Raw genomic sequence first — 26,998 nt, 5'->3', positions numbered from 1 at the left:
CCGGGCCGCCGACGGGTCCGCAACGACGAAGGTCCCCGGAGGAAAACTCCGGGGACCTTCGGGCTTGCGTCACACTGTGGAGGGAACCGGCGACAGCGCCGGATCGTCGGCGGGGGGCTGCAGCACCCTGTCACGCACGAGCGCGTCGATCTCGGGCGTGCTCAGGCCGAGCACGGTCTCGCAGATCTCCCGCGTCTGCTGTCCGGGCGCCGGCGCCTGCCGCAGCGGCCAGGCCGGCAACGCCGAGAAGTGCGCCACCTGCTTCGCCGTCGGCAGCGAGGCCGGCAACAACTCGTGGGTGAGTTCGGTGTACGCACCGCGGGCGACGAGCTGCGGATTCGTCAGCAACTCCGGCAACCGGACCATCGCCCCAGCGGGGATGCCGACTGCCTGCAACGCCTCCATCGCCTCGGTCGGCGTGCGCAGCGCCATCCACTGCGCGAGAACCTCGTCGACCTCGGCCCGATTCTCGATCCTGCGCTCGGCGGTCGCGAAACGCGGGTCGTCGGCCAGCTCGGACCGTCCGAGGACCTCGCACAGCCGGACCCAGTCCTCGTCACCGCGGACGGTGACGGCACACCACTCGTCGTCACCCGCGCACGAGTACACCCCGGACGGCGCCGAGTACGGATCCGAATTGCCCGGTGCGTGAATCGATCCCGGCTCGAGGTACTCCGCGACGAGTTGATTGGCCAGCTGCACGATCGCGACATCGGCCTGCGCGACCTCGATCGCGGCGCCGCGCCCGGTACGAAGCCGGTTGATCAGCGCGGCGAGGATCGTGGTCGCGGCGACCTGTCCGGCGATGTGATCGGGGTAGACGGTGGAGCCGTCGCACAGCCCGTCGGAGGCGTCCGAGTACCGCCAGAGCGCCGAGACACCGCAGGCCGCCCGCACCAGCGGCCCGTAGCCGAGGCGCTTGTTCCACGGTCCGACGCTGCCGAACGCGCTGCTCTCGGAGACGATGATGCGCGGGTTGATCGCGGCGAGCTCGTCGTACGACAGGCCCATCGCGGCGAGGGTGCCGGGCTTGAAGTTGGCGAGCACGAGGTCCGCCTCGGCGGCGAGCTTCTTGAAGATGCGGATGCCTTCGGGGCTGCGCAGGTTCAGCCCGAGGCTGCGCCGGTTGCGGTGGCCCCACGCCACGGACGCGGCCAGAGCGGCGCCGCGCTTGGACTGGCGCAGGCCGTCCGGGAAGTTCGAGTTCTCGATCTTGATGACATCGGCGCCGTTGTCCGCGAACTGACGCCCGAGTTCCGCGCCGAACACGACGACACCCATGTCGAGAACCCGCAGCCCCTCGAACGGACGCGTGCCCGGTTCGCGCCGCGGCGCGGGGATCAGGTCACGCGTGTCGTCGGCGGCCGCCCCGAAGACCTGTTCGTTGTGTTCCCCGGGTTCCGGTGCGCGAGTGCGGATTCCGGCCCGCTCGCCGTTGATCTTCGCGTAACCGGACGGAACCCGTGCGGTCAGGCCGGGCGCGATCTCGGTGTCGACGAAGGTGCCGGACGCGTCGAAGTGCTCGGTCGTCAGCACCTCGGCGACCGTGTTGAGCCCACCGATCGGGATACCGCGGGCAGCGCCTTCGGCGACGAGTTCGTCACGGGTGTAAGTGCTGAACAACTGCTCGATGAGCGGGTTGAGACGATCGGACGCGGCGAACCGGGCGGGGATCGTGTCGTACTTCGGATCCGCGAATTCCTCGGGCTCACCGAGCCATTCGAACATCGCCCGCCACTGACGCTTGGCGAGCAGGCAGATGCGCACCTGACCGTCGCCACACCGGTAGACCGGATAGAAGTTGGCGGCGTCGGGCCGGCCCCGCGGGAAGTCCTCGGAGCGGCCGGCGGCAGCGGACCCCTGCACACCGAAGCCGGGATCGAAGCCGTGCGTGACGACCTCGAACGCCGAGACGTCGACGGTCTGCCCCCGTCCGGTGTGCAGGCGGTCGAAGTAGGCGAGCAGAGCCGACCACGCCGTGTGCACGGCCACCGACTCGTCGATCAGGCCGTTGGGTGGCAGCAGCGGCTCCTCCCCCGGTTCACCGGACCGCGACAGCACGCCGCTGAGCGCGTAGAGAACCTGCTCGGTCGCCGCCCAGTCGCGGTACGGACCGTCCTGCCCGAAACCGGTGATCGACACGGCCACGAGCGCGGGATTGATCCGGCACAGATCCTCGGCGCCGATGCCCCGCGCCGCCAGGAAGCCCGGCGCGAACGAGTCGAGGAGAATGTCCGATCGCCGTGCCAGTGCGCGCAGCCGGTCCCGGTCCTGTTCGTCGTCGAGGTCGAGGACGACACCGAGCTTGTTGGCGTTGCGCAGCGCGAACGGAACACTCACTCCGTTCCGGACCGGCTGCGCCGATCGCCCGGCCGATCCGCCGGGAAGTTCGACCCGGACGACCTCGGCCCCGAGGTCGGCGAGAAACCTGCCTGCGGCGTCGCCGAATCCGTCCGTCAGTTCCAGTACCCGGACACCCTGCAGTGGAAGTGCCATCATGTGCTCCAAAGTGTGTGCTTGCCGCGAGATCCCGCGCGCATCAGCGAGTTCCGAAGTACACCGACTTCGCGTTGAAGTACGGCGCCAGTCCCTCGGGTCCGAGCTCGCGGCCCAGCCCCGACGACTTGACGCCGCCGAACGGCGCCGCGAGATCCAGGGCGTAGTAGTTGACTCCGACGGTGCCGCTGTGGATGCGTGCGGCCAGGTCGAGGCCGTGCTGTTCGTCGGTGGTCCAGACCGTGCCGCCGAGGCCGTATTCCGAGTCGTTGGCGATCGACACCGCTTCGTCCTCGTCGCCGTACGGGGTGATGGTCAGGACCGGGCCGAAGATCTCCTCCTGCGCGATGCGCGCGGAGTTGTCGACATCGGTGAACACGGTCGGCTCGACGAACCAGCCCACGGACTGCGACGCGGGGCGCCCGCCACCGGTGGTGATGCGGTAGCCGTCGGCGCGACCGGCCTCGATGTAGCCGAGCACGCGCTCGCGCTGCGCCGCCGACACCAGCGGCCCGATGTTCGTCGCCTTGTCGAGCGGATCGCCGACGGTCAGCGCCCGCACCGTCTCGGTGACCGCCTCGACCACCTCCGCGTACCGCGAGCGCGGCGCGAGGATCCGGGTGCTCGCGTGGCAGGTCTGGCCGTTGTTCACCAGCGACACCTCGAGCAGGTTCTTCGCGAATACGTCGAGGTCGGCCTGCTCGGTGACGATCGCCGCGGACTTGCCGCCCAGTTCGAGGGTGACCGGGCGCAGCAGCCGGCCGCAGACTTCGCCGATCGCGCGGCCCGCGGCCGTGGACCCGGTGAACGCCACCTTGTCGACGCCGGGGTGCGAGACCAGGTAGGCACCGGCTTCCCGGCCGGCCGGGACGACGCTGAGCACGCCCTCGGGCAGACCGGCCTCCACGGCGGCGTCGGCGAAGGCGAACGCGTCGAGCGCGGTCTCGGGTGCCGGCTTGAGGACCACCGTGCATCCCGCCGCGAGCGCGGGGGCGAGTTTCATCGCCGCCAGCGGCTGCGGGTAGTTCCACGGCGTGATCGCCGCGACCACACCGACGGGTTCGCGGCGCACGACGGTCCGGCCGCCGAACGCGCTCGGCCGCACGTCCTCGTCGGCCGCGTCGCGGATCAGGCCTGCGTAGTACGAGAACATCGCCGCGGGGCCGAAGCCGTTGACTCCGTTCGACAGTGCGATCGGCATGCCGTTCTCGCGGGTCACCAGCCGGGCGGTGTCGCGACCCCGGGCCTTCAGCGCTGCGGCGAACCGGTCGAGCAGGTCGGCACGTTCGGCGTTGGTCAGCGCGGCCCACGGGCCGGTCAGCGCGGCGCGCGCGGACGCGACCGCCTCGTCGATGTCGGCCTCGGATGCCAGGGCCGACGTACCGAGCACCTTCTCGGTGGCCGCCTCGATGACGTCGGTGGTGGCACCGGACTTAAGCGCGACCCACCGGCCGCCGATGAACAGTTCGTTCCTGTCCAGGTCGTTCATGTCGTGCCTTTCGCGGGGGTGACGGTCAGAGCGTGTCTTCGTGGCCGAACAGCACCGAGCTCACGAGCGGCGCCATCGGGCCGCCGATGAACAGCGACGTCTTCGCGTTCGCCACCGGATTGGTCGAGGTGCCGCGGATCTGGCGGACCGCTTCGACCGCGAGGTTCAGGCCGTTGACGAACGAGTCGGCGAGGTTGCCGCCACTGGTGTTGATCGGGAGTTTGCCGCCCGGTGCGGTGAGGTTCTCGACCGTCATGAACGTGCCGGCCGCTTCCCCCGGGGGACACAGGCCGTGATCGATCAGCGCCGCCACTGCGGGGCCGCTGAAGTTCTCGTACACCTGCACGACGTCGACGTCGTCGGGACCCAATCCGGCTCCGGCCCAGAGTCGTTGCGCAACACCGGGTTTTCCGTTGTTGGCGGGACCGAATCCGGCGGACATGTACTGCTCGCCCAGGTCGTTGTCGATCAGCTCGGAGAAGCCACCGGGTGCCCCCTGCGCACCGGCGAGCAGGTACGCCGGATCGGGCCGCAGGGTCTTGGCGCGTTCGGCGGAGACCAGCACCAGCGCGACCGCGCCGTCGCTTTCCCGGGAGCAGTCGAACAGGTGGAACGGTTCGGCGATCAGCCGGGACTTCTCGTAGGTGTCCTCGTCGAGGGGCCTGCCGTAACCCTGCGCGGTCGGGTTGTTCTGCGCGTGCTGGTACGCGGCGAGGACGAGCGCGCGCATCGCGCTGCGCGGCACGCCGCCGTGCTCGAGCATCCGCTGGGTGCGCATGGCGCAGATCTGCGCGGGCGAACCGATGCCGTGGGCCAGGAAGTGACTTCCGTAGTGGTACTTCGCATACCCGAGCCGGCCCGTATCCTCCTGCGACATGGCGCGGTACACCACGACGCACTCGGCCTGGCCGGTGGCGATCGCGGCGGCCGCGTTCGTGATCGCGGCGGCGACACTGCCACCGCCACCGCCCCACATCATGTTCGACCAGCGGAGTTCGTCGATCAGCAGCGCGCCGCCGATGATGGCGCCGTCGTTGGGACCGCCCGCATAGGAGACGAAGCCGTCGATCTCGCGGGGGTTGATGCCCGCGTCGACGCACGCTTCGAGAATGACCTCGAGGATCATCCGCTTCTCGCTGTGGGGTGCCTCGCCGCGACGGTAGTGCTGTTCGGCGACGCCGACGACCGCAGCGGCCCCGCGCACGTTGCCCGCGCTCATCGCTGTTCTCCTTCTTCGGTCGTGCCGGTGCGACGCCAGCGCAGCAACGGCCAGGTCGCGCCCTCGGTGTGCTCGAACACCCCGACGACGGGGTCGCCGATCTCGGGGTTCGTGTCGATGTCGTCGGTGAGGATGCCCAGTACCCGGCGTCCGCCGGCGTGGGGCAGTTCGACGAGCACCGTCACGTAGGGAAACTTGTCGGCGTATTCGTCCATGTAGGGGTACCAGCTGCGATTCCAGCTGTAGACGGTACCGACGGGTTCCACTGTCTCCCAGCCGATGTCGAAGCCGTGGCAGGTGCCGCAGATGGCCTGCGGGCCCCAGATCCAGGTGCTGCACCCGGTGCAGCGCTGCAGCCGCAGCTCACCTTCGAGGAGGCCTTCCCAGTAGGGCCGGTCGAGCCCGTCGGGAGCGGGCCCCCATGGTTCGGTCGTCGTCATGCGTTCGCGTCCGTTCCTGTCGGAAAGTTCTCGAGTTTCGCGGCCAGCCACCGTCCGTCGCGGAGTTCCCAGATGGAGCGCAGCCCGATCGAGCGGTCGCCCATGTCGTAGACGGTCTCGCCCACCATCAGGTCGCCCTCGGCACGCACGTCCCTGATCTCGAAACCCTGGGCGGCCGCGCGCGGGGCGTCGACGCCGTCGAAGACCTGCGGAATGTTCTCCTGCACCATGTCGGCCAGGGCGGCCTTCATGTTTCCGGCGACGACGTAGCCCACGTGCTGTTCGTACAGGGCGCGGAAGTCTTCGACAGACATTGTGAACTCCTCGCTTTCGTGACACGAGACCGTCGTGTCAGTGGCATTAACCTTATGTCTTTAGATAAAAGCCGTCAACGTCGGGCGAACCGGAACTGCCCGTCCTCCGAGACGACGACCTGCCTGCCTGCGACATCGTCCTCGACGAGACGCGCGAGATCGTCGGCGTCCGTGGTCGCGGCGAGCGTCCGCTCACCACCGGCGGTGCGGGCTGCGAGGAAACCGCGCTCCGGGGCGCCGTCGCGGCCGTACACCACGGTCCACGACTCCGCCGACGCCGTGCCCGCACAGGACAGCAGCGCCTTCGTCGTGGGGAGCGCGTCGACCTCGGCCTGCACATCCAGACGACGGAAGCCGCCGGCCGGCGGTTCGGACCGGTACACGCCCATGGCGTGCTTGGTCAGGTACCCGCTGTTGGCGGTGACCAGGCCGTACGAGCCGGGAGACTCGCGCAGCCGCGCCGCCATCGTCGCGATCGAGTGGCTGACGTAGTTGTTCCACGGTCCGCCGCCGAACGTCAGGCCACCGGTCACGGTGAGGGGCCGACCCGGGTCGTCCAGGGCGAGACCGAGTTCGTTCGCCGCGACCTGCACCGCCGAGGGGAAGCACGAGTACACGTCCACGTGCGCGACGTCGTCGAGCCCGATCCCCGCGAGCTCGAGGGCCCGCGCGCCCGCGATGCGGATCGCCGGGGACCGGTCGAGCGCACCGCGTTCGGCGATCGCATAGGTGTCGTGCGATTCGGTGCCGGACTGCGGAAAGACCCAGCACTCCTGCGGAATTCCGAGCCGGGTGGCGGTCTCCACCGAGCACAGCAGCAGCACCGCGCTCTGATCGACCATGTTGTTCGAGTTCAGCAGCTTCGTGTAGGGCGTGGAGATCATCCGGTTGTCGGGCGACGGGGTCGCGATCTCCGCGGCGGTGTACTCGCGCTGCACCCAGGCGTTCGGGTTCGTCGCCGCGATCTTGCTGAACCGCGACCACAACCCGCCGATGAAGTCCTGGTGCTCCGCGACCGAGCGCCCCGCCGACACGCGCAGCGCCTGCTCGAACAGCGGATAGACGTACGACGGCCGGTCCAGACCGATCCGGCGTTCGCTCTCGTCGGCCATCGGCACGTCGGTGACCATGATTTCGGCGGCCGGCACCGACTCGTCCTGCACCGTCCATTCCGGACGCTGCTTCTGCGCGCGCAACTTCGTTCGGGTGCGCCAGGATTCGGCACCACCGATGAGCACGACGTCGGCACGCCCTGCGGCGATGTCCTCGGCGGCACCGTTGACGAGGACCTGCGGCGTGCTGCCCCCGTTGCCCGAGTAACCGGTGTGCCGGACGGTCGCGCCGATGCGCTCCCCGACGAGCGCACCCGGATCCCGGTAGCGCCAGGACAGCAACCCGACCACACGGACCGAATCGACAAGCTCGAGCAGTCGCGCCGAACCGGCATCGTCGGCCGCCGCGCGCGCGGCACGCACCATCAGATCGACGGGTTCGATGCCACCGTCGCGCTCGTTGACCTGGCCGACGCCGACCAGGATGGGGGTTCTCGGATCCAGACTCACGACTGCACCGCCTCCAGAATGCGCTTACGGTTCTCCGGCTTCGGCCACCCACCGAGGATGAGGGTGGTGAGACACGTCGGCTTCCACTTGGTTTCGATCTCTTCGATGATCTTGTCCGCGGGACCGACGAGCGCGACGTCCTCGACCATCTCGGTGGGCACGGCCTGCGCGGCGAGATCGGCCCGCCCGCTCAGGTACAGCTCCTGGATCTCGGCACAGACCTCACCCCAGCCCATGCGCGCGAACACGTCGTTGTGGAAGTTCGCGCCCTTGGCGCCCATGCCGCCCGCGTACAGGGCGACCGTCGGCTTGAGCCGGGACGCGGCCTTCTCCACATCGTCGTTCTCGACGAGCCAGCACACGTTCGCGACCTCGAAGTCGTCGGCCGTGTGGCGTGCGCCTTCCCGGGCGAACCCCTCGGCGAGTGCCTTGCGGTAGAACTCGTCGCTCTTGGGCGAGAACCACAGCGGTGTCCAGCCGTCGGCGATCTCGGCGGCCAGCGCCACGTTCTTCGGTCCCTCGGCGCCCATGTAGACGGGAATGTCGTTGCGCAGCGGGTGCACGATCGACTTGAGCGGCTTCCCCAGTCCCGTTCCGCCTTGCAGGGGAAGCTGATAGTGCCGTCCCGAGTAGGTCACCGGTTCGTCCCGCGCCCACACCTGGCGCATGATCTCGATGTATTCGCGGGTGCGTTCGAGGGGCCGCGGGTACGGCTGCCCGTACCAGCCTTCGACGACCTGCGGTCCCGAGGCGCCGATACCGATGATCACGCGGCCGCCGCTGAGGTGGTCGAGGGTCTGCGCAGCCATCGCCAGCGCCGTCGGTGTGCGGGCGGACATCTGGCACACCGAGGTGCCCAGCTTGATCGTCGACGTCTGCGCGCCCCACCACGCCAGCGGCGTCAGCGCGTCGGACCCGTACGTTTCTGCGGTCCAGAAGCTGTCGACCCCGAGCGTCTCGGCCTCGGCGAGCATCCGCTCGACGTGCCGCGGCGGGCCCGACCCCCAATAACCTGCGGCGATTCCTACTCTCATGCTGCCTCGCTACTTCTGCTACGTGTGTTCTGGTCGAGCCGGCGTCGGCCGATGGTCAGTGGTTCCGGAACTCGGGGGGACGCTTCTCGAGGAAGGAGACGACGGCCTCCCTGTGGTCCCGGGTCAGCGAGCTGAGGATCTGGGTGCGGTTCTCGAGGTCGATCGCGGCACGCATGCTGGGCACCTCGAGGTTCGACCACATGACCTCCTTGGTCATCCACACCCCGAACGGGCTGTTCTGCGCGATGGCCTCGGCGGTGTCCAACGCGACGTCGAGCAGTGCGTCGGCAGGTTCGACGGACGAGACGAGGCCGATGCGTTCGGCCTCGCCGGCGTCGATCGAACGGCCGGTGAGCATGATCTGCGCGGCCCGGGAGAACCCGATCATGCGGGGCAGCAGCCAGCTCATGCCGATATCGCAATTGGACAGGCCGCGGCGGATGAACGCGGCGTGGAACACCGCGGATTCCGACGCGATACGAATGTCGGCCATCAGTGCGAGCGACATGCCGCCGCCCGCCGCAGCCCCGTTGACCGCGGCGATGACCGGCGGCCGCGCGCTGCGGAAGTCGTCGACGAGACCCGCGATGTGCTTCTGCACGCGCAGTCCGAGTTGCGCACGCCCCTCACCCTCCGTGGTGCCCGACGGCGTTCCGTATCCGCGCAGGTCCAGCCCGGCGCAGAAGGCCCGGCCTTCGCCGGTGAGGACGATCGCGCGGGTGGTCGAATCGTCGCGAACCTCGGCGAGCACCTCGTGCAACGCGTCGATGAGGTCGACGTTCATGGCATTCAGCTCGTCGGGGCGATTCAGCCGGATCACGAGCACACCTGGCCGCGGTCGCTCGGTCAGGATCGGTTTCACATCGGACATATGACTCTCCAAGGGACTGAGTGCTCGACACACGCAGGCTAATGGCTTTAGATTAAAAGCTCAAGGAAACCGCGCACGGACGACGACCGAAGGAGTCCCATGACGAACCTCGACGGCAAGGTAGCCCTGGTGACGGGTGCCGCCAGCGGAATCGGTGCGGCGACTGCGCACACGTTCGCCCAGCGCGGGGCCCGCGTGGTCGTCGCAGACATCGACGACGCACGCGGCGAGGCCGTCGCCTCCGCACTCGGCGACCGCGGCGTCTACCTGCACACCGATGTGCGCAACGAAGCCGAGGTGGAAGCCGCCGTCGCGCTCGCAGTCGACCGGTTCGGCCGGCTCGACTGCATGGTCAACAACGCGGGCCGCGTGGGAGCGTGGACGTTCCTCGAGGACACCACGCTCGAGGAGTGGGAGAACGGATTCGCGGTGCTGGCACGCAGCGTGTTCCTCGGGACCAAACACGCCGCACGGGTCATGCGCGAGCAGGGATCCGGCAGCATCATCAACGTCTCGAGCGTCGCGGGCGTCCGCACCGGGTTCGGTCCGCACCCCTACAGCGCAGCGAAAGCCGCTGTGCTGCAACTGACCCGAACCGCAGCAGTAGAGCTGGCCGAGTTCCGGATCCGCGTCAATGCTCTGGTCCCCGGCGGCGTCGCCACCCGCATCGTCGGCCACGGCGCCGGACTCGAGGACGACGCGCTCGATCGCAGTGTCGAGGCCGTGCGGCGCAGCCTGACGAACTTCCAGCCCATCCCCCGCGCGGGTGAACCCGAGGACCTCGCCCACGCCGCGGCGTTCCTCGCCTCCGACGACGCCGAGTTCGTGACGGGCCAGACCCTCGGGGTCGACGGCGGCCTGACCCTCGGCAAGAAGTGGCCGTCCAACTATCGAGAGGAAGCCCTCGCGGCGTCGTCGCGCGCCGCGACGGTCGGTGGATGACCGGATGACCGCGCGCCGGGTCCACACCTTCTGCCGCATCTGTGAACCGGGTTGCGGTCTCGTCGCCGATGTCGAGGACGATCGGGTCGTCCGGTTACAACCGGACCAGGACCATCCCGTCCACAAGGGCTTCTCCTGCCACAAAGGTGTGCACTATCTCCGGGTGCACGACGATCCGAACCGCCTCGACCGGCCACTCAGACGCACGAATCCACGCAGGACCGAGGCCGGCGACTTCGAACCGGTCGACTGGGACGATGCCGTCGGCGAGATCGCCGCCCGCCTCGAAGACATCCGCCGACGGCACGGACGCAACGCACTGGCGATCTACCAGGGCAACCCGTCGGCGTTCAACGGCACCTACTACGCCAACGCCGCGGCGCTCGCACGCGGATTCGACACCCGGATGCGCTTCAGCGCCGGCACCCAGGACACCTCCGCGAAATACGCTGCGAGCGAGGCGATCTACGGGGCATCGATGGCCCACCCGATCCCGGATCTGCTGCACACCGACTACTTCCTCTGCCTGGGCAGCAATCCTCAGGTCTCGCACATGACGCTGATGCACGTCTCGGACCCGATGGGGAAGATCAAGGCGGTGAAGCACCGGGGTGGGACCGTGCTCTTCGTCAACCCGCGGCGGATCGAGTCGTCGGGACCGGACACCGGCGACGTGCTGTTGATCAAACCGGACACCGATTTCTACTTCCTCGCGGCGATGCTGCACGAGATCGTCTTCCGGATCGGATACGACCGCACCGAGGTGGAGAAGTACGCACGCAACGTCGACGGACTGCTCGAATTCGTGCAGCGCTATCCGGCCGAGCGGGTGGCCGCGGTGACCGGCATCGAAGCCGACTCCATCAGGCAGGTCGCCGACGACTTCTGCGCCGCGCCCACGGCGAGCATCTATATGGCGACCGGCGTGAACCAAGGACGTCAGGGTGCGCTGGCGTACTGGATGCTCAACATGATCAGCTTGTTCTCCGGCAACCTCGGCAGGCGCGGCGGCAACATCTACTCGCGCGGCATGACCGACGTCGTGCAGAACTCGAAGCGCAGGCGCGAGGATCCGTTCTTCTCCAGCAGCCTCGGAGAGACCCGCACCGTCGGCGGGGATCTTCCCGCGGCGCGGCTCGCGGAGTACATCGAGAATCCGGACGATCCCATTCGGGCGTTGATCGTGATCTCCGGCAACCCGCTGTTGTCGGTGGGCGGCGAGCAAGAACTCCGCCGGGCTCTGGCGAGTGTCGAGCTGATCGTCACCATCGACCTGTATCGCACGGTCACCGGGGAGATCTCCGATTTCGTTCTGCCCGCCACCGACTGGCTCGAGCACGAGGACGTCAACTTCCTCAACACGATGGGCGTGGCCTTGGAGCCGTACGTGCAGTACACCCCCGCGGTGGTGCCGCCGAAGGGTGAACGTCGCGACGACTGGTGGATCCTGTCGCGGATCCAGCAGGAGATGGGGGTCACGACCCTGCTCGACGCCCCGGATCCCGATCCTCTCGCCGCGGCCGATGCAGCGATGCGCGATGCCGGTTTGAGCATCGAACTCCTGCAATCGATGCCGTGTCAGACGGCGGTGCTGCCCGAGGCGGTGCCGTCCCACGTGTTCACCATCGCGGTCCAGCACGACGACGGCCTGATCGATTGCTGCCCAACTATTTTCCGGCGCGCCTACCGCACCGCCGAGGACATCCTCGAGGAGCTGCGCGCCGAGAGCGCGGACCAGCTGAAGCTCGTCACCCGCCGCACCCCGTACATGGTGAACAGCTGGCTTCACAACCTTTCGATCTTGAAACAAGGTGTGCACCAGGATAATCCGCTGTGGATGAACCCCAAGGATGCGGAACGGCGCGATCTGGCCGAAGGCGATCACGTCACCGTCCACAACCGGTACGGCTCGATCGACGCCGTGCTGGAATACGACGACGGGCTGCGACCGGGCGTGGTGGCGATGACGCACGGCTGGGGCCAGCGCACCGCTCGCAGCCTCGACGTGGCGCGGCGTCACCCGGGGGTGAACGTGAACAACCTCTCCCCCACCGGAATCGGTGCGTACGACATCCTCAGCAATCAGTCGCACCTCACCGGGATCAACGTCGAGGTCACGCGGAGCGAGAGCAGCGCACCCGATAGACAAATCTAATCACTGTAGCTAATGTGGTCGGCGTCACTTCACGATCCGGGCCTCTCGCCCACCATCCCCCAACGCGAGGTTTCGCATGACCGAACGTACAACTGTGCCTGCAGACTCCCCTGCAGGCACCCATCCCGGACACTCCCGCGCGGACTCGCGACGCGCGAGCCGCGCCGCATTCGTCGGGACTCTGCTCGAGTACTACGACTTCAGCCTCTACGCCTCAGCAGCGTCGGTGGTCTTCGCCAGCGTGTTCTTCGCCGGCTCGAGCCCCCTCCTGGGAACGCTCCAGGCGGTCGGCACATTCGCCGTCGGATTCCTCGTCCGCCCGTTGGGCGGAGTGATCCTCGGCAGCCTCGGCGACCGCCTCGGTCGCAAGCGCATCCTCGTCTTCACCCTCGTTCTGATGGGTGTCGCCACCCTGCTCGTCGGTCTGCTGCCGAGCTACGCCCAGATCGGCTGGGTCGCACCGGCTCTGCTGGTGTTCCTGCGAATCCTGCAGGGCATCGGCGCCAGCGGTGAGTACGGCGGTGCGGCCCTGGTCGCCGTCGAGTTCTCACCCGAGAAGAAGAAGGGCCTGATGGGCTCGTTGCCCGGTATGGGCGCGGCGCTCGGCGGTGTGCTCGGAACGCTCTCGCTGCTCGTGGTGTCGTCGCTGATGTCCCAGGAAAACTTCCTCGCGTGGGGTTGGCGCATCCCGTTCCTGTGCAGCGTCGTGATCCTCGCCTACGGCCTGTGGCTTCGCCGCAGCCTGCCCGAGACACCCGCCTTCCGTGAGATCGAGGAGAGCGACACAGTCTCGAAACGTCCGCTCCTCGACGTTATCCGGCAGCAGCCGCGCGCCCTGCTGACCGTGCTCGTGATGACCATCGGCCAGACCGGCATCGGTTACTTCTACATCGTGTTCATGGGCACCTTCGGCAAGAACCAACTCGGCTACGGCGGCACCGAAGTCCTCGTCGGTCTCATCGCTGCGCAGCTCACGAACGCCGCTCTGATCCCGATGTTCGGCTCCCTGTCGGACCGGGTCGGGCGAGCGCCTGTGATCATGTTCGGCTTCCTCTACAGCGCCGCGTTCGCCTGGATCGGCATCTCGCTGTTGTCGGGCGTCGGCACTCCTCCGCTGCTGTACTGGGTGGTCATGGCCGCCGGCAACGGCATCGGCGTCGCCGCCATCTTCGGCCCGATGGGCGCATACGTCATCGAGCTGTTCCACACCCAGCACGCATACAGCGGTCTCGGTCTCGGCCGTGAGGCCGGCAATGCGCTGGGTGCGGCGGTCGTCCCGGTCATCGCGGTCGCGCTTGCGTTCGACGACACCACCGTGTGGCTCAGCCTCCTGGTCTGCGTCGTCTCGCTGCTCGGCTTCGCGGCCACCCTCCTGTCCCGCAGTCGACGATCCTCGGTCCGGGCCCAGGACGACGCCAAGGCCCCGGTGTCGGTGTAACACACAGGGTTAGAGGACGGGCCCCGGTCGATACGACCGGGGCCCGTCCTCGTTTCGGCGTCGGCTCGCCGGCGTGGGCCGGCCCGCTCCATGACGACACAAAGAAGTGCGACCCATGCCGATCGAATCGGCATGGGTCGCAGTAGGTTCGAGCTTCAGATCGAGTTTCAGACTCCTACCGGGCCGCCCCGCCACACCCCGATCTCCTCGCCGGAGACGTCGGCGGCGTCGTCGCTCACCAGGAACGACACGGTCGAGGCGATCGACTCGGGCGGGATCGACGGCCAGTGCTTCGTCAGTGCTTCCACACCCGCTTCGCCTCCCGACGAGACGATGTCGGTTGCAACGAACCCGGGCATCACACAGTTGACCGTGATGCCACGCCGCGCCACCTCCTGGGCCATCGTCTTGGCCATGCCCACGAGGCCGGCCTTCGCCGCGGAATAGGCGCTCATGCCGGGCGCGGGGCGACGACCACCCGACGGACTGTTGACGAAAACCACTCGGCCCCAGCCCGCTTCATACATGGCCGGGAGCGCGAAGTGCGTGCAGTAGAACGCCCCGTTGAGATTCACCGAGACGACCTCGTCGAATTCCTCGGGGCTCTGCTTCCGGGCTGCACCGGCCTTGTTCATCCCCGCGTTGTTGACGAGGACGGTCGGTGCACCCAACTGCGCGGTCGCGTCGGCGATGAGCCGTTCGGCGTCGGCAGCCTTGGAGATGTCCGCCTGTATCGCCACGGCCCGTCCGCCGTCCGCGACGATCTTCGCGACGACGTCCTCGGCGTCGCGCGCACTGCGCGAATAGTTGACCGCGACGGCGAATCCGTCGGCGGCGAGGCGTCGCGAGACGGCAGCACCGATACCGCGACCGCCGCCGGTGACGACGGCAACTCTCTGCGAGTCCACTACTCGATCACCGGACCTTCTCGTAGTTGTCGGGCACGTCCGCGAAGGTATCGCGCAGCTCTCGCTTGGCGATCTTCCCGCTGGCCATCCGGGGCAGCGGTTCGTCCAGGAACACGACGTAGCGCGGCACCTTGTAGTCGGCCAGCCGGTCGTTGCAGAAGTCCACGACCTCGGATTCCTTCATCTCCGTGGTGGCCCTGACCAGCGCGGCCGGCGTCTCACCGAACTTGGCGTCGGGAACGCTGATCACGGCGACCTCTTCGACGCCGGGGATCTGGTTGATGACGGACTCGATCTCGGCGGGCGAGATGTTCAGGCCACCGGAGATGATCATGTCCTTGAGACGATCGACGTACGTGAGGTAGCCGTTCTCGTCGAGCTTGCCGAGGTCGCCGGTCTGGAGCCAGCCGTCGACGAGGGCGGCGCGGGTGGCCTCCTCGTTGCGCCAGTACCCCGGCATCATGCCCGGCCCGCGCAGCAGGATCTGCCCGGTTTCGTTGGGCGGGAGGTCGTTTCCTTCGGCGTCGACGACCCGGATCTTCGTGAAGATCCCGCCCCAGCCGCACTTGTCGGGATGCTCGGCAGCCTCCTCTCGGGGCATCGCCGTCGCCGAACCGCCGATCTCGGTCTGACCGTAGATCTGCCGCAGCGCCACTCCCTGCTCCTGCCACTTGCCGAGCAGGTCGACCGGGACGCGGGCGCCACCGACGTGCGCGGTGATCATGTGACTCAGGTCGGCCTCGGCGAATCCGGGCACCTTCGCGATCTGCTCGAACAGGATGGGCGGCCCGGTGAGGGTGTTGGCCTTGTCCTCGGACAACACCTTCAGCGCCTTCGCCGGATCGAATCCGGGCTGAAGGAACAGGGTTCCGCCCTGCAGGACGACGCGCGAAATGCCCCAGATGATCCCGGCAGCGGTGAAGAGCGGCAGCACCAGCAGCGGCCGCAGGCCGTTGGGCTGGATGGGTTCCATGAGCGACCACTCGTGCATCTCGCCGGCGATCGTGGCGTGGGTGAAGATCACGCCCTTGGGTCGTCCGGTGGTGCCGCTGGTGAACACGATGGCGGTGGGGGTATCGAGATCGACGACCGGCGTGCGGTACCGCTCGTATGCACCCCCACGCAACGGACGAACATCCTTCTCGAACAACGCGATCGAGAACGTGTTGCGCGCCTGCTGCACCTCTTCGAGGCGGGGCAGCAACGCTTCGTCGCAGTAGACGACGGTGGGCTCGCAGTCCTCCACGAGGGTGGTGAGTTCACCTGCCAGCATGCGCTGGTTGAACCCCACGGAGATGGCACCGACCTTCATCGCGCCGAGCGACGCCACGGCCCACTCGAGGCTGTTGACGCCGAGGAAACTCACCCGATCGCCGGGGACCACGCCGCGGGACGCGAGGTCGTGCGCGACCCCGTCCGCCCAGGTGGACAATTCCGCGTAGGTGACGACGTCGCCGTCGAAGTCGATCGCCGCCAGATCCGGCTTCGACCGAGCCCAGTAGGTCAAAGCATCTACCACGGTGCCGCTCATGCAAACCTCCAAGATGTATGCGTCGATCGCGGGACCCGACCCGGTGAGATGTAGGTCACATCCGCGCGTTAAATCTAATGTTTGTTGTTTATTGGGGCAAGTCTCACCTACCGCCCGGACCGCCTGCCACCGAGAGCATCGACTCGACGTCGACCAGCTTCTGCCTGGCACGGCCGAGGCGTCGCCCCTCGACGCGTTCGTGCCGGTCGATGCGCTTCCAGCCGTCGACTTCGATGGCCGTCGGGCACCGGCTCTCGACCAGTGAGGCCAGCTCGTCACGTGCACGGTTCGGCCGAGGAAGCAGCGCACGCGAGTGATCGGCGACCACAGCCTCGACCGTTTCGGCGGCGCAGTACCGGTTGGTGCCGATGACCCCCGTCGGACCCCGTTTGATCCAGCCGGCGACGTACAGGCCCGGCACCGGACGGTCGCCGGCCGGATCGATCACCCGACCGGCGACGTTGGGTACCGTCCCGCGCTCGTCGTCGAACGGAAGACCCGGAAGCGGGCGGCCACGGTAGCCCACGGCACGCACCACCAGCGAGGCCTCGAGGTCGGCGTCGGTCCCCTCCCGTCCGTACGGCGCGATCCGGATGCCCTCGACGTGGTCGCCGCCGAGAACCTCGACCGGCGCTCCATTGAATCGCAGCGTGATCCGCCGGCGGTCCCGGCCGGGAACCCGTCGCGCATAGTCCGCGATCGTCCGAAGCTTGACCGAGGCGCCCTCGGGTGCCTCGTACCCCCCGTGCACGGTGACGTCGACCTCCGGCAGCGACCCCAGAGCGAGCAGCTCGGGGGTCGTGAACGCCGCGTGCTCGGGACCGCGGCGACCGAGCACGACCACTTCCTCGATCGCACTGTGCCGCAACGCTTCCAGCGCGTGCTCGGCGATGTCGCCCGGCACGAGGCGTTCGGGGTCGCGTGCCAGGATGCGCGCCACGTCCAGCGCGACGTTGCCGTTGCCGACCACGACGGCCCGGCGTCCCGACAGGTCGAACGTGCGGTCTGCGTGGTCGGGATGCCCGTTGTACCAGGCGACGAATTCCCGTGCGGCCACACTGCCCGGCAGGTCCTCGCCCGGAATTCCGAGCTTCCGGTCGTCGGACGCTCCGCTCGCGTGGATCACCGCGTGGTGATGGTCGAGCAATTCGTCGACGCCGATGTCGCGGCCGATCTCCACCCCGAAGAAGGCGCGGAACCCGGTGCGTCCTGCGGTACGGGCGAACACCCGCTCGACCGCCTTCGTCGTCTGGTGGTCCGGGGCCACCCCGTAGCGGACGAGCCCGCCGGCGACGGGGAGCCGTTCGAACATGGACACCTCGACGTCGACGTCGCGCCGTTTCAGCAGCTCCTCGGCCGCGTAGAAGGCCGAGGGTCCGGACCCCACGATCGCCACCCGCAGCGCACCCGGCCGGTCGGTTGCGGTGACGGGTTCCGCCGGTACCTCTCGGGGGCCGGACGCGGTCGGGTTGTCCGCGAAGTACGCGGCATTGAGTTCCCGGTAGATCTCGGTCTCGGCGGTGAGGTCACCGTCGGGAACGATCGCGTCCACCGGGCACACGTCGGCACAGGCGCCGCAGTCGATGCAGGCATCGGGGTCGATGTAGAGCATCTCGGTGCGGGCGTACTGCGCTTCGTCGGGGGTCGGGTGGATGCAGTTCACCGGGCACACCGCGACACACGTCGCGTCGTTGCAGCAGGATTGGGTCACTACGTATGTCATGGCCACTCCGGTTGTTCGTTGAATTGCGGACCCGGCTCGGGCGGGAGGAAACGGTCGCCGTAGCGATCGGCGAGTTCGTGCGCGCGGGCCGTGAACCCGTCGATGCCCCCTGGGTAGGCGCGGGCGAACGAGACGACCCCGCCCGTGTGTGCGGGAAACCCGATGCCGAGCACCGAACCGCTGTCCGCGTCGGCGGCGGAAGCGACGACACCCTCGGCGAGACACCGCAACGCTTCGACCACCTCGACGAAGAGCAACCGGTCGCGCATGTCGTCGATCGGGATCTGCTTCACCGGACCGAACGACTCGCGAAGGCCGGGCCACAACCCGATGCGCGCGCCGTCGGCGTCGTAGTCGTAGAACCCGCGGCCCACCGATCTGCCGCCACGGTCGTGGTCGTCGATCATGCGTGCCCGGACCCGGTCCGCACGGGTGCCGTGCCATGTGCCGCCCGCGTCCTCGACTGCAATTCGGTTCTCGCGCTGCACGTCCCGGTTGAGCGTCAGCGAGATCTCGTCGAGCAGCTGCAGCGGTGGAACCGGGTATCCGGCGTCGGTTGCCGCGCGTTCGACGACGCCCGGATCGATTCCTTCCCCGACCGCGATCATCGCCTCGTCGAGGTAGAGTTCCATCACCCGGCTGGTGAAGAATCCCCGGCTGTCGCGCACCATGATGGGTGTCTTCCCCAGCAGCCGCGCATAGGCCAGCGCACTGGCGAGGGTGCTCTCGGCGGTGCGCGCGCCGACCACGGTTTCCACCAGCGCCATCCGGTCGACCGGGGAGAAGAAGTGCATTCCCACGAAACGCTCCGGGCGCGCCAGCGCCGACCCGATGGTGGTGATCGGCAAGGTCGAGGTCGTCGAAGCGAGCACGGCGTCCGGCGCGGTGACCGATTCGACCGCCCGCAGGACCTGCTGTTTGACCGCGACGTTCTCGGCGACCGCTTCGACGACGAGCGCCGCCTGCGCCAGATCCTCGGTACGTGCGGTGGGCCGGATGCGGTCGAGCAGTGCCTGCGACACGGCTTCGCTCGTCGTGCCCGCACGGAGGGCACGTTCTTCCCGTCGCGTGGCGTACGACTTGCCCCTGCGTGCGCCGTCGTGCGTCCGCGCGAACAGGACCACGTCGGCTCCCGCCCTCGCGCACGTGTAGGCGAGGGCGGCCCCGATCATCCCCGCCCCGACGACTCCGATCGTGGTGCCCGCCAGGGTCCCCGGCTCCGCGGTCATGCCGGCACGCTCTCGATGCGGGCGACGTCGACGGCGAATCCGTTGAAGATCGGGGTACCCGTCAACGGCTCGACCACCATGTCGTCGACCAGGGCGTTGACGTTGGCGCCGGGCGCCGCGGCCGAGCGGGTGGTGCGCAGCCCCGCACCGTCGTGTCCCCACCCGTGCGGGAGGCTGACCACGCCCTGCCGCATCGAGTCGGTGACGTGCAGTTCCGCGACGATCGACGCGGTCTTCGACGTGACGCGCACCGTATCGCCGTCGACGAGGTCGCGCGCCGCCGCGTCGACCGGGCTCATGAACAGGGCGCACTGCCCCGAATCCGGTTGCGGCAGCGCATTGTGCAGCCAGGAGTTCATGCCGCGCCGTTGCCGCCGGTTGATGAGGACCAGGTCGGGAACGGGTTGCTCAAGTGCGTCGCGCAGACGGGACAGGTCGGCCACCAACTCGATGGGCGCGAGATCGATCCGGCCGTTCGGGGTCCGCAGCACCTCCGGCACTCGCGGTTCCAACGGCCCGTAGTCGATGCCGTTGGGGTTGCGTTCGAGCAGCTCGAGGGTCAGGCCGCCGGGCCCGGCACCGAACCGGTCACCGTACGGGCCGCTGCGCAGCCGCAGATCGAGCAGCCGTTCGGGGCCGGTGCGATCGCCGGTGGCCCGGACCACGTCGTCGAGATCGCGGCCGGCGAGTCTCGCGGCGCGTCGGATCGCGGTGGCGGCGACCTCCTCGTCGAGCTCGGCGATCGGGCGGTCGGGTTCACCCCTCACGATTGCCGTGAGCCGCAACAGAATCTGCCATTCGGGCATCTGTCCCGGGCCGGGCTCGAGCAGAGGCGCCGAATAGCGGGCCACGTTGCGCACCTGGAAGTGAGTGATCGCGAGGTCGTGGTGTCCGCGGGTGGTCAGCGGCGGGGGCGGCAGGATGACATCGGCGTGCCGGGTCGTCTCGTTGAGATAGCCGTCGATGCACACCATGAAGTCGAGATCGGCCAGCGCAGCCTCGACGGCTCGGCTGTTCGGGAGCGACCGGGCCGGGTTGCCGGAGATCGTGATCAGGCCGCGCACCTGTCCCGGCCCGGGGGTGAGGATCTCCTCGGCGAAACACACCGCGGGAATCTCCCCCATCGCCTCCGGCATGCCGCGCACTCGCGATCGCCATCGATCGAAGACACGTGGTGCCTTCGGGTTTGCGGGCCACGTGGTGGGTCCGCCGGCGGGCGGGACCGGGAACATCGCTCCGCCCGGCCGATCGAGATTGCCCGTCACGACGTTGAGAACTTCGATCATCCAGTTCGCGATACTGCCGAACTCCTGTGTGCACGAACCCATTCGGGAATGCGCAACGGCGGCGTCCGCAGCCGCGAACTCGCGGGCGACCCGGCGGATCTCGTCGGCGTCGAGTCCGCAGATTCCCGCGACCGCTTCGGGGGTGAAGGGCTCGGCGAGACGGAGAACGTCGCCGATGCCGTCGGTGTATTCGCTCAGGCGGCCGGGAGCGGCGAGACCTTCCGCGGCGATCACCGACACGAGCGCGAGCAGGAAGAAGGCGTCGGTTCCGGGCCGGATGGCAAGGTGGCGGTCGGCGATCTCCGCCGTGCGGGTGCGTGCCGGATCGACCACCACCAGCGTGCCGCCGCGCGCACGCAAGGCGTCGAGCCGCTTGCCGATGCCGGGCGCTGTGATCGTACTTCCGTTCGATACAAGCGGATTCGAACCGAGGATCAACAGGTAGGACGTGTGGTCGATGTCGGGGACCGGCATCCCCAGTCCGGTTCCGTAGAGCAGCATGTTCGCGTAGTTCTTCGGCAGGGTGTCGATGCTCGCGGGCGAGTAGACGTTGCGGGTGCCGATGGCAGCGATCAGCGGGTGCGCGTACAGCGACGGGTCGAGGTGGTGGGCGGCAGGGTTGCCCGAGTACACGGCACAGCTGTTCGGGTCCGCCGCGATGATCGGAGGCAGTCGTCGGCCGATCTCGGCGAAGGCTTCGTCCCACGTCGCCTCGCGGAAGCCGTCCCCGTCGCGGATCAGGGGCGTGCGGATGACGTCGGGGTCGTTCTCCAGCCGCGCGAGGCCCAGTCCCTTGGCGCAACTGTGTCCGGCGCTGAACACGTCGTCGGGGTTGGACGTCACCGACGTCACGGTGCGTCCGTCCAGTTCGAACAGCAATCCGCACGTGGCTTCGCACAACGGGCAGATGCGCACCCCGACGGTCTTGTCAGCGAGCACTTGCACACACCTCACGTTCGATGGTCACGGGTACTGCGGTCAGTCTGGGCATTGCGTTGATGGTCTGGACCCGGTCGTAGCCGGTCAGGTCGTTCACGTTGCTCCCGGCGACCCGAGGGTCCGCCTCGGTGTCGGAACCACCCCAACAATGGGTCATCGACACCGTGCCCGGGCCGACGCTCGGGTCGGTGTGCGCGACGGCCCGGATCCGTCCGTGGGCCGAGCGGATCCGGACGATGTCGCCGTGTTCGATGCCCAGTCGCTGCATGTCCTCCGGATTCACGCCTGCGGGGTTGTACCCGTGGCGTGGTAACCCGCCGATCTCCCGGCCCAGCGAGTTCATCAACTCCCGCATTCGCCGCACCGTCAGGCGCATCGGAAACTCGTTGATCCGGATCGATTCGCCGAGTGCAGCGGCGATTTCCCCGGCGACGTCGTCCGGGCACAGCGAAAGGCGATGTCCGGCTGCGTCTTCGGATGGCGGGCCCACCACCTTGTCGTCGGGAGGCGCAAGCATGCCACGTGGCGCTTTCTTCAACTCGGCCACGGGAATGCGCCCGCGCTCGGCGAACATCGCGAGCAGTTCCTCCGAGGTCGGCGGTGCAGCCGGATCCAGCACGCGCCCGGCGAATTTGATCGACCGACCGGACGCGGCGGCGAGGCGGAAGTAGAACTCCCAGTCCTCGATCACGCCTTCCGGCGGCTCCACGATCCGCGGGGTGTACTGCGCGAAGGGCCGCGCGAAGAAGAACTCCATCAGCAGCGTGTGGTCGGGACGCTCGTACGCCATGGTCGGCGCGATCACGTAGTCGGCGAGCTGCGCGGTATCCGACATGCGGGTGTCGACACACACCAGCAGGTCCAGCGCACGCAGTGCCTGTTCGGCTTTCACCCGGTCCGGCAGTGCCCGTGCGGGATTGCCTCCCGAAACCACCAGGGCCCGCACCCGGTCGGGGCCGGGCTCGAGGATCTCGTCCGCGAGAATCCCGGACGGCAGTTCCCCGTTCATCGTTCCGATGCCGCCGATGCGGCTGCGGAATCCCGACTCCCAGGTACGAGCTGCAGAACGAGCCTCGGCCCGCGCCGGGACGTCCCGCGCGAGCACGTTGTGGTTGGGCGTCGCCTCGCCTTCGCGCAGGTACCGGCCACAGACGACGTTCAGGCACGCCACGAGATGCTCGGCGAGGTTGGAATGGGGGCCCATGCACACCCCGGTGCCCGTCGTCGCCATGCCCCGGGGTCCCGCTGCGAACAGCCTGGCTGCCCGGATCACGTCGACGGCGGGAACACCCGTTGCTTCCTCGGTGCGCTCGGGGGTGGCCGGCGCGACCGCGGCGGCGAGGGCGTCGAGGCCGTCCGCGAAGCGGTCGCAGAACTCCCGGTCGTGGCGGCCTTCGGACAGGATCACGTGCAGCAATCCGGCGAACAGCGCGGCATCCGTCCCGGGCCGCAGCTGCAGGTGCAGATCGGCGCGAACTGCGGTCTCGGTGCGTCGCGGATCGACGACGATGAGCTTCAGTCCGCGGGCCCGCGCGTCGCGGATCGAGACCGACGGGTTGCGGGTGATCGCGCCGTCGCCGTCGCCTCCGTTGAGGGAGACCATCGGGTTCGTGCCCGCGAGCAGCCACACGTCCGCCGTGTCGAAGCGCTGTCTTCCACCGAGGTACTCCCCCATCCGCGCCTGCACGACCCACTTGGCGGACTGGTCGATCGTCATGGTCGAGAAGAGTTTGCGAGATCCGGTGGTGCGGAACCACGCTCGCGCCATCGGTCCGGTCAGCGCTGCGAAGTTCTGCTGGGTGCCCATGAAGAGACCGAGCGAGTCCGGGCCGTGCTCACCGGTGATTGCGGCGATCCGCTCGGCGATCTCCGCGATCGCGGTATCCACCGGAACGGGCTCGTAGTCGCCGTTGCGGGTTCGGCGCATCGATGTGGTGAGCCGGTCCGGGCCCTGGAGGAAATCGCCGCCCCGACGGCCCTTCGGGCACGAGTAGCCGCCGGACAGCGGGTGCAGGCCGTCGCCGACGATGCCGACGATGCGGTCGCCGTCGACCTCCACACGCACCCCGCACGACGCGGGGCACAGACGGCAATAGGACAACTTCACCGGCACCGGTTGCTCCCTCCGCGGTTTTCGGGCAGAGACAATCGCCCTGCAAAGACGTGACCACCACCACACATCGGGCTTAATCTAACATCTGTAGTTAAACACTGCAAAAGGTGTCGGGCGGGCAACGTCGTCGTCGACACAGCACAAGGCCGTTCACCGACAACGTGGTGTCGGTGAACGGCCTTGTGGTCCAGTTCTATTCGGCTTCGACCAAGCTTGGAGTTGCGGCCGCCGCGACGCTGTCGTCACGCCCTGGTCGCCGACTTCGGAGCGCCAGGACGCCGAGCGTCACCACAGCCAGCAGCGTCGGCACGATCGTGAGCAGGAAGATGCTCTTGGCATCCAACCCGGCCGCGATGAGCAGCGCACCGATCGCCGGCCCCGCGATCGAACCGACTCGTCCGATGCCCATCGCCCAGCCGACACCCGTTGCGCGGACCGCGACGGGATACACCGTTGCCGCGATCGCGATGATGCCTGCCGAACTTCCCGACATGCCGAACCCGACGAAGAAGACCGCCACCAGGAGAAGCCATCCGCTGCCGAGCAGCAATGCGACCGCTGCGGTGAACACGGCGCCGAGGGTATAGCCGGCCATCACGACGACGAATCCGTTGCCGATCCGGTCGGTGATCCGCCCGAACGTCAGCGCACCGGTCATCCCACCGAGATTGAACAGCGACGCCGCCACGAGGGCGGTCGATGCACTCCGGCCGCCCTCCCCGAACAGGGTCGGCATCCAGCTGAGCAGGAAGTAGATGACCAGGAAGTTGATGACGAACACGCCCCACAGCAGGACCGTGTCGGCCGCGCGGCCGGAGCGGAACAGGGCGCCCACCGGCGACTTCGTCGCGACCGCCGCGTCCTGGATGAACCGGGTCGCGGCGTCGATACGCGCCTCGGGTGCGATCTCGCCGACGATCTGCACGGCCTCCTCGTGGCGCCCGCGGGCCACCAGGAACTTCACGGATTCCGGCAGCCATCGCAGGGCCGCGACCACCAGGATCAACGGCAGCACACCACCGAGGACGAACAGCGACTGCCAACCGAACCTGGGGATGAGGAATGCAGCGCCGAAGCCACCGATGAACCCACCCAGCGACATGCCCGCGATCGTCACCGTCACCATCGTCGCGCGGATCCGTGCAGGGCTGTATTCACTCACCATGGCAACAAGATTCGGTGTCACTCCACCGAGCCCGAGGCCCGCGATCACCCGCAGCACGATCAGCGCCGGCATCGAGGTCACCACCGCAGTGGCCAGCGTGAACACCGCGAAGATGACGGTGCACGCAATGATGATCTTGCGCCGACCGTAGCGGTCGGCCAGCGGGCCGAACAACAGACTGCCCACCACCATCGCGCCTGTGCTCAGCGCGAGCGCGAAGCCGAACGATGCCGGTGCGATGTCCCAGTCCTTGGAGATCGCCGGAATGACGAACCCGATGAGTTGCGCGTCGATGCCGTCCAGGATCGCGAGACCCAGGCACAGCGCCAGCACACGCTTCTGCAGGGACGACAGAGACGAACGGTCGATGAGCGCGGTGATGTCCACATCGCGAGTACCGCTCACGTGCGTGTCCTCTCGGAGAAGGGATGGAGCTCAGGACCGGGACGTGGCAGCGTCCGCGGTGGATACATCCTTGGGCACCGGGATGGCGTCGACCGGCGGCGTCTGGAATCGCTCCCGCAGAACAGCTTTCGCCAGCTTGCCGGAGAAGGTGCGGGGCAGCGGCTCGTCGAGGGCCACCGCGTGCACCGGTCGCTTGAACTTGGCGAGGTTGCCGCTCGACACCGAGGTGATGTCGCGGACGATCTCCTCCGCCGGACGTTCGCTGTGGAAGACGACCATGGGAACCTCACCCCACCGGTCGTCCTTGACGCCGATCACGGCGAGATCGACCAACCCCTCGATGCCGTGTAGCACCTTCTCGATCTCGGCCGGGTACACGTTCAGGCCGCCGGAGATGAGCATGTCCTTGCTGCGATCGACCACCTTGAGGAAGCCCTCCTCGTCCTGCAGGCCGAGGTCGCCGGTGTGCAGCCAGCCGTCGACGAGCGTCGCCGCCGTGGCCTCCGGCTTGTTCCAGTACTCCCGCATGACGTGCTCACCGCGCACCAGGATCTCGCCCACCTGGTGCGGCTCGGCGAATCCACCGTTCTCGCCCGCGATGCGCAGCTGCGTTCCGGCCAGGGCCAGCCCGGCAAATCCCGGACGGGTTCGAGCATCCTCGTAGTTCAGCGTCGATGCCATGCCGGATGCTTCGGTCAGTCCGTATGCCTGCGTCATCGGAACGCCACGGCTCTGGTAGAAGTCGAGCAGGTCCAGGCTGATCGGTGCGCCGCCCGCGCCGGCGAACGTGAACTTCGCGAGCTTGCGCCTGCCGAAGTCGGGCAGCTGCGTCATGCGCTCCCAGATGACCGGGACGGTGGTGGTCGCGGTGATCTGTTCGCGCTCGAACGTGTCGAGGGCGATGGCCGGGTCGAACTCGCGGAGCAGCACCATGGTGGATCCGGGCAGCACCACGAGTTGCGCGAAGATGGACAACACGGAGCCGGTGTAGACCAGCGGAGCCGAACACATGACGCGGTCACGACCGGAGATGCCGTGACTGAGCACCTGGGCGATGCCCGGGGCGAGCGCACTGCGGTGCGTGATGAGCGCGCCCTTCTGGACCCCGGTCGTGCCCGACGTGTAACAGATGAACGCCGGATCCGAGGGGTGAATCTCCACGCTGGGAGCCTCACCGGGTTCGAGCAGCTCGGTGTACTGCCGATGATCGGTTCCGCCGATCGCGAAGATCTCGAAATCCGTTTCGGATGCCGCGACTTCGAGCAGGGGCGCCAGCTCGTTCTCGACGATCACGACCCGAGGGGCCGAGTCGACGATCATCGGCGCCAACTCCTTGCCGACCAACCGGAAGTTGAGCGGGACGCTGATCGCTCCGAGCTTGAGCGTGGCCAGGACGACGTGTGCCAGCTCGGGACGGTTGAGCATCATCACGGCGACACGATCGCCCTTGCGCACGCCACGGGCTGCGAGCCCCCGCGCAAGCGAGTCGGTGACCGCATCCACCTCGGCCCAGGTCTGGGAAGTGTCCCCGAAGACGATCGCTTGCTGGGTGGGACGAGTCTTGCCCCAGTATCGAACCAGATCGGCCAGATTCATTCTGTCTCCTCGTGCCGGCCGTGGCGGCGTAGCCCGCTCTCGCTCACGACTGTCGAAATGTGCGGCTCCTGCCGAGCCTGTCCACCCGTCCAAGATCCCCGGGCGCGGGATGCACACTCACCGAGAGTGTGAGCGCGGTCACC

General features: G+C 68.2%; 19 protein-coding genes. 3 read left to right on the top strand and 16 right to left on the bottom strand.

What is annotated here, in order from left to right:
- Positions 1 to 69: 69 nt before the first annotated feature.
- The 8 genes from ACWDUD_RS09120 to ACWDUD_RS09085 form a co-directional block, all read right to left on the bottom strand.
- Positions 70 to 2,499: a CaiB/BaiF CoA transferase family protein gene (locus tag ACWDUD_RS09120; protein ID WP_450109114.1), complete on the bottom strand. Its 2,430-nt coding sequence runs from the start codon at positions 2,497 to 2,499 to the stop codon at positions 70 to 72.
- Between the two features lie 40 nt (positions 2,500 to 2,539).
- A complete protein-coding gene (locus ACWDUD_RS09115; RefSeq protein WP_450109113.1) occupies positions 2,540 to 3,985 on the bottom strand; it encodes an aldehyde dehydrogenase in 1,446 nt (481 codons plus the stop codon).
- 25 nt (positions 3,986 to 4,010) lie between these two features.
- Positions 4,011 to 5,204, bottom strand: coding sequence for a thiolase C-terminal domain-containing protein (locus tag ACWDUD_RS09110; protein ID WP_248675081.1), 1,194 nt, complete (start codon positions 5,202 to 5,204; stop codon positions 4,011 to 4,013).
- Entirely contained in the window at positions 5,201 to 5,644 is a 444-nt protein-coding gene (locus tag ACWDUD_RS09105; RefSeq protein ID WP_450109112.1) for a Zn-ribbon domain-containing OB-fold protein, read from the bottom strand. The genes ACWDUD_RS09110 and ACWDUD_RS09105 overlap by 4 nt, the downstream gene beginning before the upstream one ends.
- On the bottom strand, positions 5,641 to 5,958 hold the full coding sequence (locus ACWDUD_RS09100; RefSeq protein ID WP_248675083.1) for a hypothetical protein: 318 nt from the start codon (positions 5,956 to 5,958) through the stop codon (positions 5,641 to 5,643). The genes ACWDUD_RS09105 and ACWDUD_RS09100 overlap by 4 nt, the downstream gene beginning before the upstream one ends.
- A gap of 74 nt (positions 5,959 to 6,032) precedes the next feature.
- Complete coding sequence (locus ACWDUD_RS09095) at positions 6,033 to 7,520, bottom strand: acetyl-CoA acetyltransferase (protein ID WP_248675084.1); 1,488 nt, start codon at positions 7,518 to 7,520, stop codon at positions 6,033 to 6,035.
- A complete protein-coding gene (locus ACWDUD_RS09090) occupies positions 7,517 to 8,554 on the bottom strand; it encodes an LLM class F420-dependent oxidoreductase (protein WP_248675085.1) in 1,038 nt (345 codons plus the stop codon). The genes ACWDUD_RS09095 and ACWDUD_RS09090 overlap by 4 nt, the downstream gene beginning before the upstream one ends.
- Positions 8,555 to 8,609: 55 nt before the next feature.
- Entirely contained in the window at positions 8,610 to 9,425 is an 816-nt protein-coding gene (locus tag ACWDUD_RS09085; protein WP_248675086.1) for an enoyl-CoA hydratase/isomerase family protein, read from the bottom strand.
- A gap of 99 nt (positions 9,426 to 9,524) precedes the next feature.
- Here ACWDUD_RS09085 and ACWDUD_RS09080 point away from each other — a divergent pair, with 99 nt between their 5' ends.
- The 3 genes from ACWDUD_RS09080 to ACWDUD_RS09070 all read left to right on the top strand — a co-directional run bounded on the left by ACWDUD_RS09080 (position 9,525) and on the right by ACWDUD_RS09070 (position 13,960).
- Positions 9,525 to 10,367, top strand: coding sequence for a glucose 1-dehydrogenase (locus ACWDUD_RS09080; RefSeq protein ID WP_248675087.1), 843 nt, complete (start codon positions 9,525 to 9,527; stop codon positions 10,365 to 10,367).
- A 4-nt stretch (positions 10,368 to 10,371) separates the two neighbouring features.
- Positions 10,372 to 12,522, top strand: a complete 2,151-nt coding sequence (locus ACWDUD_RS09075; protein ID WP_248675088.1) for a molybdopterin-containing oxidoreductase family protein — start codon at positions 10,372 to 10,374, stop codon at positions 12,520 to 12,522.
- A 76-nt stretch (positions 12,523 to 12,598) separates the two neighbouring features.
- Complete coding sequence (locus tag ACWDUD_RS09070) at positions 12,599 to 13,960, top strand: MFS transporter (protein ID WP_450109111.1); 1,362 nt, start codon at positions 12,599 to 12,601, stop codon at positions 13,958 to 13,960.
- A gap of 167 nt (positions 13,961 to 14,127) precedes the next feature.
- On the opposite strand, the gene ACWDUD_RS09065 is transcribed toward ACWDUD_RS09070, so the two are convergent.
- The 8 genes from ACWDUD_RS09065 to ACWDUD_RS09030 all read right to left on the bottom strand — a co-directional run bounded on the left by ACWDUD_RS09065 (position 14,128) and on the right by ACWDUD_RS09030 (position 26,855).
- Positions 14,128 to 14,868 (bottom strand): SDR family oxidoreductase, encoded by a 741-nt coding sequence (locus ACWDUD_RS09065; RefSeq protein ID WP_450109110.1) that lies wholly within the window; start codon positions 14,866 to 14,868, stop codon positions 14,128 to 14,130.
- A 7-nt stretch (positions 14,869 to 14,875) separates the two neighbouring features.
- The gene (locus ACWDUD_RS09060) at positions 14,876 to 16,399 is read right to left on the bottom strand and encodes a class I adenylate-forming enzyme family protein (protein WP_450109109.1); all 1,524 of its coding nucleotides are present in this window, start codon (positions 16,397 to 16,399) and stop codon (positions 14,876 to 14,878) included.
- A 103-nt stretch (positions 16,400 to 16,502) separates the two neighbouring features.
- Complete coding sequence (locus ACWDUD_RS09055; RefSeq protein WP_450109108.1) at positions 16,503 to 18,122, bottom strand: FAD-dependent oxidoreductase; 1,620 nt, start codon at positions 18,120 to 18,122, stop codon at positions 16,503 to 16,505.
- Positions 18,119 to 19,351 carry a 3-hydroxyacyl-CoA dehydrogenase NAD-binding domain-containing protein gene (locus tag ACWDUD_RS09050; RefSeq protein ID WP_450109107.1) on the bottom strand — a complete coding sequence of 411 codons (1,233 nt, stop codon included), beginning with the start codon at positions 19,349 to 19,351 and terminating at the stop codon, positions 18,119 to 18,121. The genes ACWDUD_RS09055 and ACWDUD_RS09050 overlap by 4 nt, the downstream gene beginning before the upstream one ends.
- Positions 19,348 to 21,576 carry a molybdopterin-dependent oxidoreductase gene (locus tag ACWDUD_RS09045; RefSeq protein ID WP_450109106.1) on the bottom strand — a complete coding sequence of 743 codons (2,229 nt, stop codon included), beginning with the start codon at positions 21,574 to 21,576 and terminating at the stop codon, positions 19,348 to 19,350. Before ACWDUD_RS09045 ends, ACWDUD_RS09050 begins: the two co-directional genes overlap by 4 nt.
- Positions 21,566 to 23,689, bottom strand: coding sequence for a molybdopterin-containing oxidoreductase family protein (locus ACWDUD_RS09040; RefSeq protein ID WP_197251418.1), 2,124 nt, complete (start codon positions 23,687 to 23,689; stop codon positions 21,566 to 21,568). The genes ACWDUD_RS09045 and ACWDUD_RS09040 overlap by 11 nt, the downstream gene beginning before the upstream one ends.
- 193 nt (positions 23,690 to 23,882) lie before the next feature.
- Positions 23,883 to 25,259: an MFS transporter gene (locus ACWDUD_RS09035; RefSeq protein ID WP_420750306.1), complete on the bottom strand. Its 1,377-nt coding sequence runs from the start codon at positions 25,257 to 25,259 to the stop codon at positions 23,883 to 23,885.
- A gap of 30 nt (positions 25,260 to 25,289) precedes the next feature.
- Complete coding sequence (locus tag ACWDUD_RS09030) at positions 25,290 to 26,855, bottom strand: class I adenylate-forming enzyme family protein (RefSeq protein WP_450109105.1); 1,566 nt, start codon at positions 26,853 to 26,855, stop codon at positions 25,290 to 25,292.
- Between the last annotated feature and the right edge of the window lie 143 nt (positions 26,856 to 26,998).

The sequence above is a fragment of the Rhodococcus sp. NPDC003382 genome, assembly GCF_053589135.1.
The sequence above is the reverse complement of the archived record's forward strand: the minus strand, read 5'-3'. Positions and strand labels throughout refer to the sequence as shown.

Bases quoted from the DNA above. Each gene is read 5' to 3' on its own strand.
- ACWDUD_RS09030 (WP_450109105.1), bottom strand. From the start codon at position 26,855: ATGAATCTGGCCGATCTGGTTCGATACTGGGGCAAGACTCGTCCCACC.
- ACWDUD_RS09115 (WP_450109113.1), bottom strand. From the start codon at position 3,985: ATGAACGACCTGGACAGGAACGAACTGTTCATCGGCGGCCGGTGGGTC.
- ACWDUD_RS09090 (WP_248675085.1), bottom strand. From the start codon at position 8,554: ATGAGAGTAGGAATCGCCGCAGGTTATTGGGGGTCGGGCCCGCCGCGG.
- ACWDUD_RS09075 (WP_248675088.1), top strand. From the start codon at position 10,372: ATGACCGCGCGCCGGGTCCACACCTTCTGCCGCATCTGTGAACCGGGT.
- ACWDUD_RS09120 (WP_450109114.1), bottom strand. From the start codon at position 2,499: ATGATGGCACTTCCACTGCAGGGTGTCCGGGTACTGGAACTGACGGAC.
- ACWDUD_RS09050 (WP_450109107.1), bottom strand. From the start codon at position 19,351: ATGACCGCGGAGCCGGGGACCCTGGCGGGCACCACGATCGGAGTCGTC.
- ACWDUD_RS09105 (WP_450109112.1), bottom strand. From the start codon at position 5,644: ATGACGACGACCGAACCATGGGGGCCCGCTCCCGACGGGCTCGACCGG.
- ACWDUD_RS09060 (WP_450109109.1), bottom strand. From the start codon at position 16,399: ATGAGCGGCACCGTGGTAGATGCTTTGACCTACTGGGCTCGGTCGAAG.
- ACWDUD_RS09080 (WP_248675087.1), top strand. From the start codon at position 9,525: ATGACGAACCTCGACGGCAAGGTAGCCCTGGTGACGGGTGCCGCCAGC.
- ACWDUD_RS09085 (WP_248675086.1), bottom strand. From the start codon at position 9,425: ATGTCCGATGTGAAACCGATCCTGACCGAGCGACCGCGGCCAGGTGTG.
- ACWDUD_RS09055 (WP_450109108.1), bottom strand. From the start codon at position 18,122: ATGACATACGTAGTGACCCAATCCTGCTGCAACGACGCGACGTGTGTC.
- ACWDUD_RS09110 (WP_248675081.1), bottom strand. From the start codon at position 5,204: ATGAGCGCGGGCAACGTGCGCGGGGCCGCTGCGGTCGTCGGCGTCGCC.
- ACWDUD_RS09070 (WP_450109111.1), top strand. From the start codon at position 12,599: ATGACCGAACGTACAACTGTGCCTGCAGACTCCCCTGCAGGCACCCAT.
- ACWDUD_RS09100 (WP_248675083.1), bottom strand. From the start codon at position 5,958: ATGTCTGTCGAAGACTTCCGCGCCCTGTACGAACAGCACGTGGGCTAC.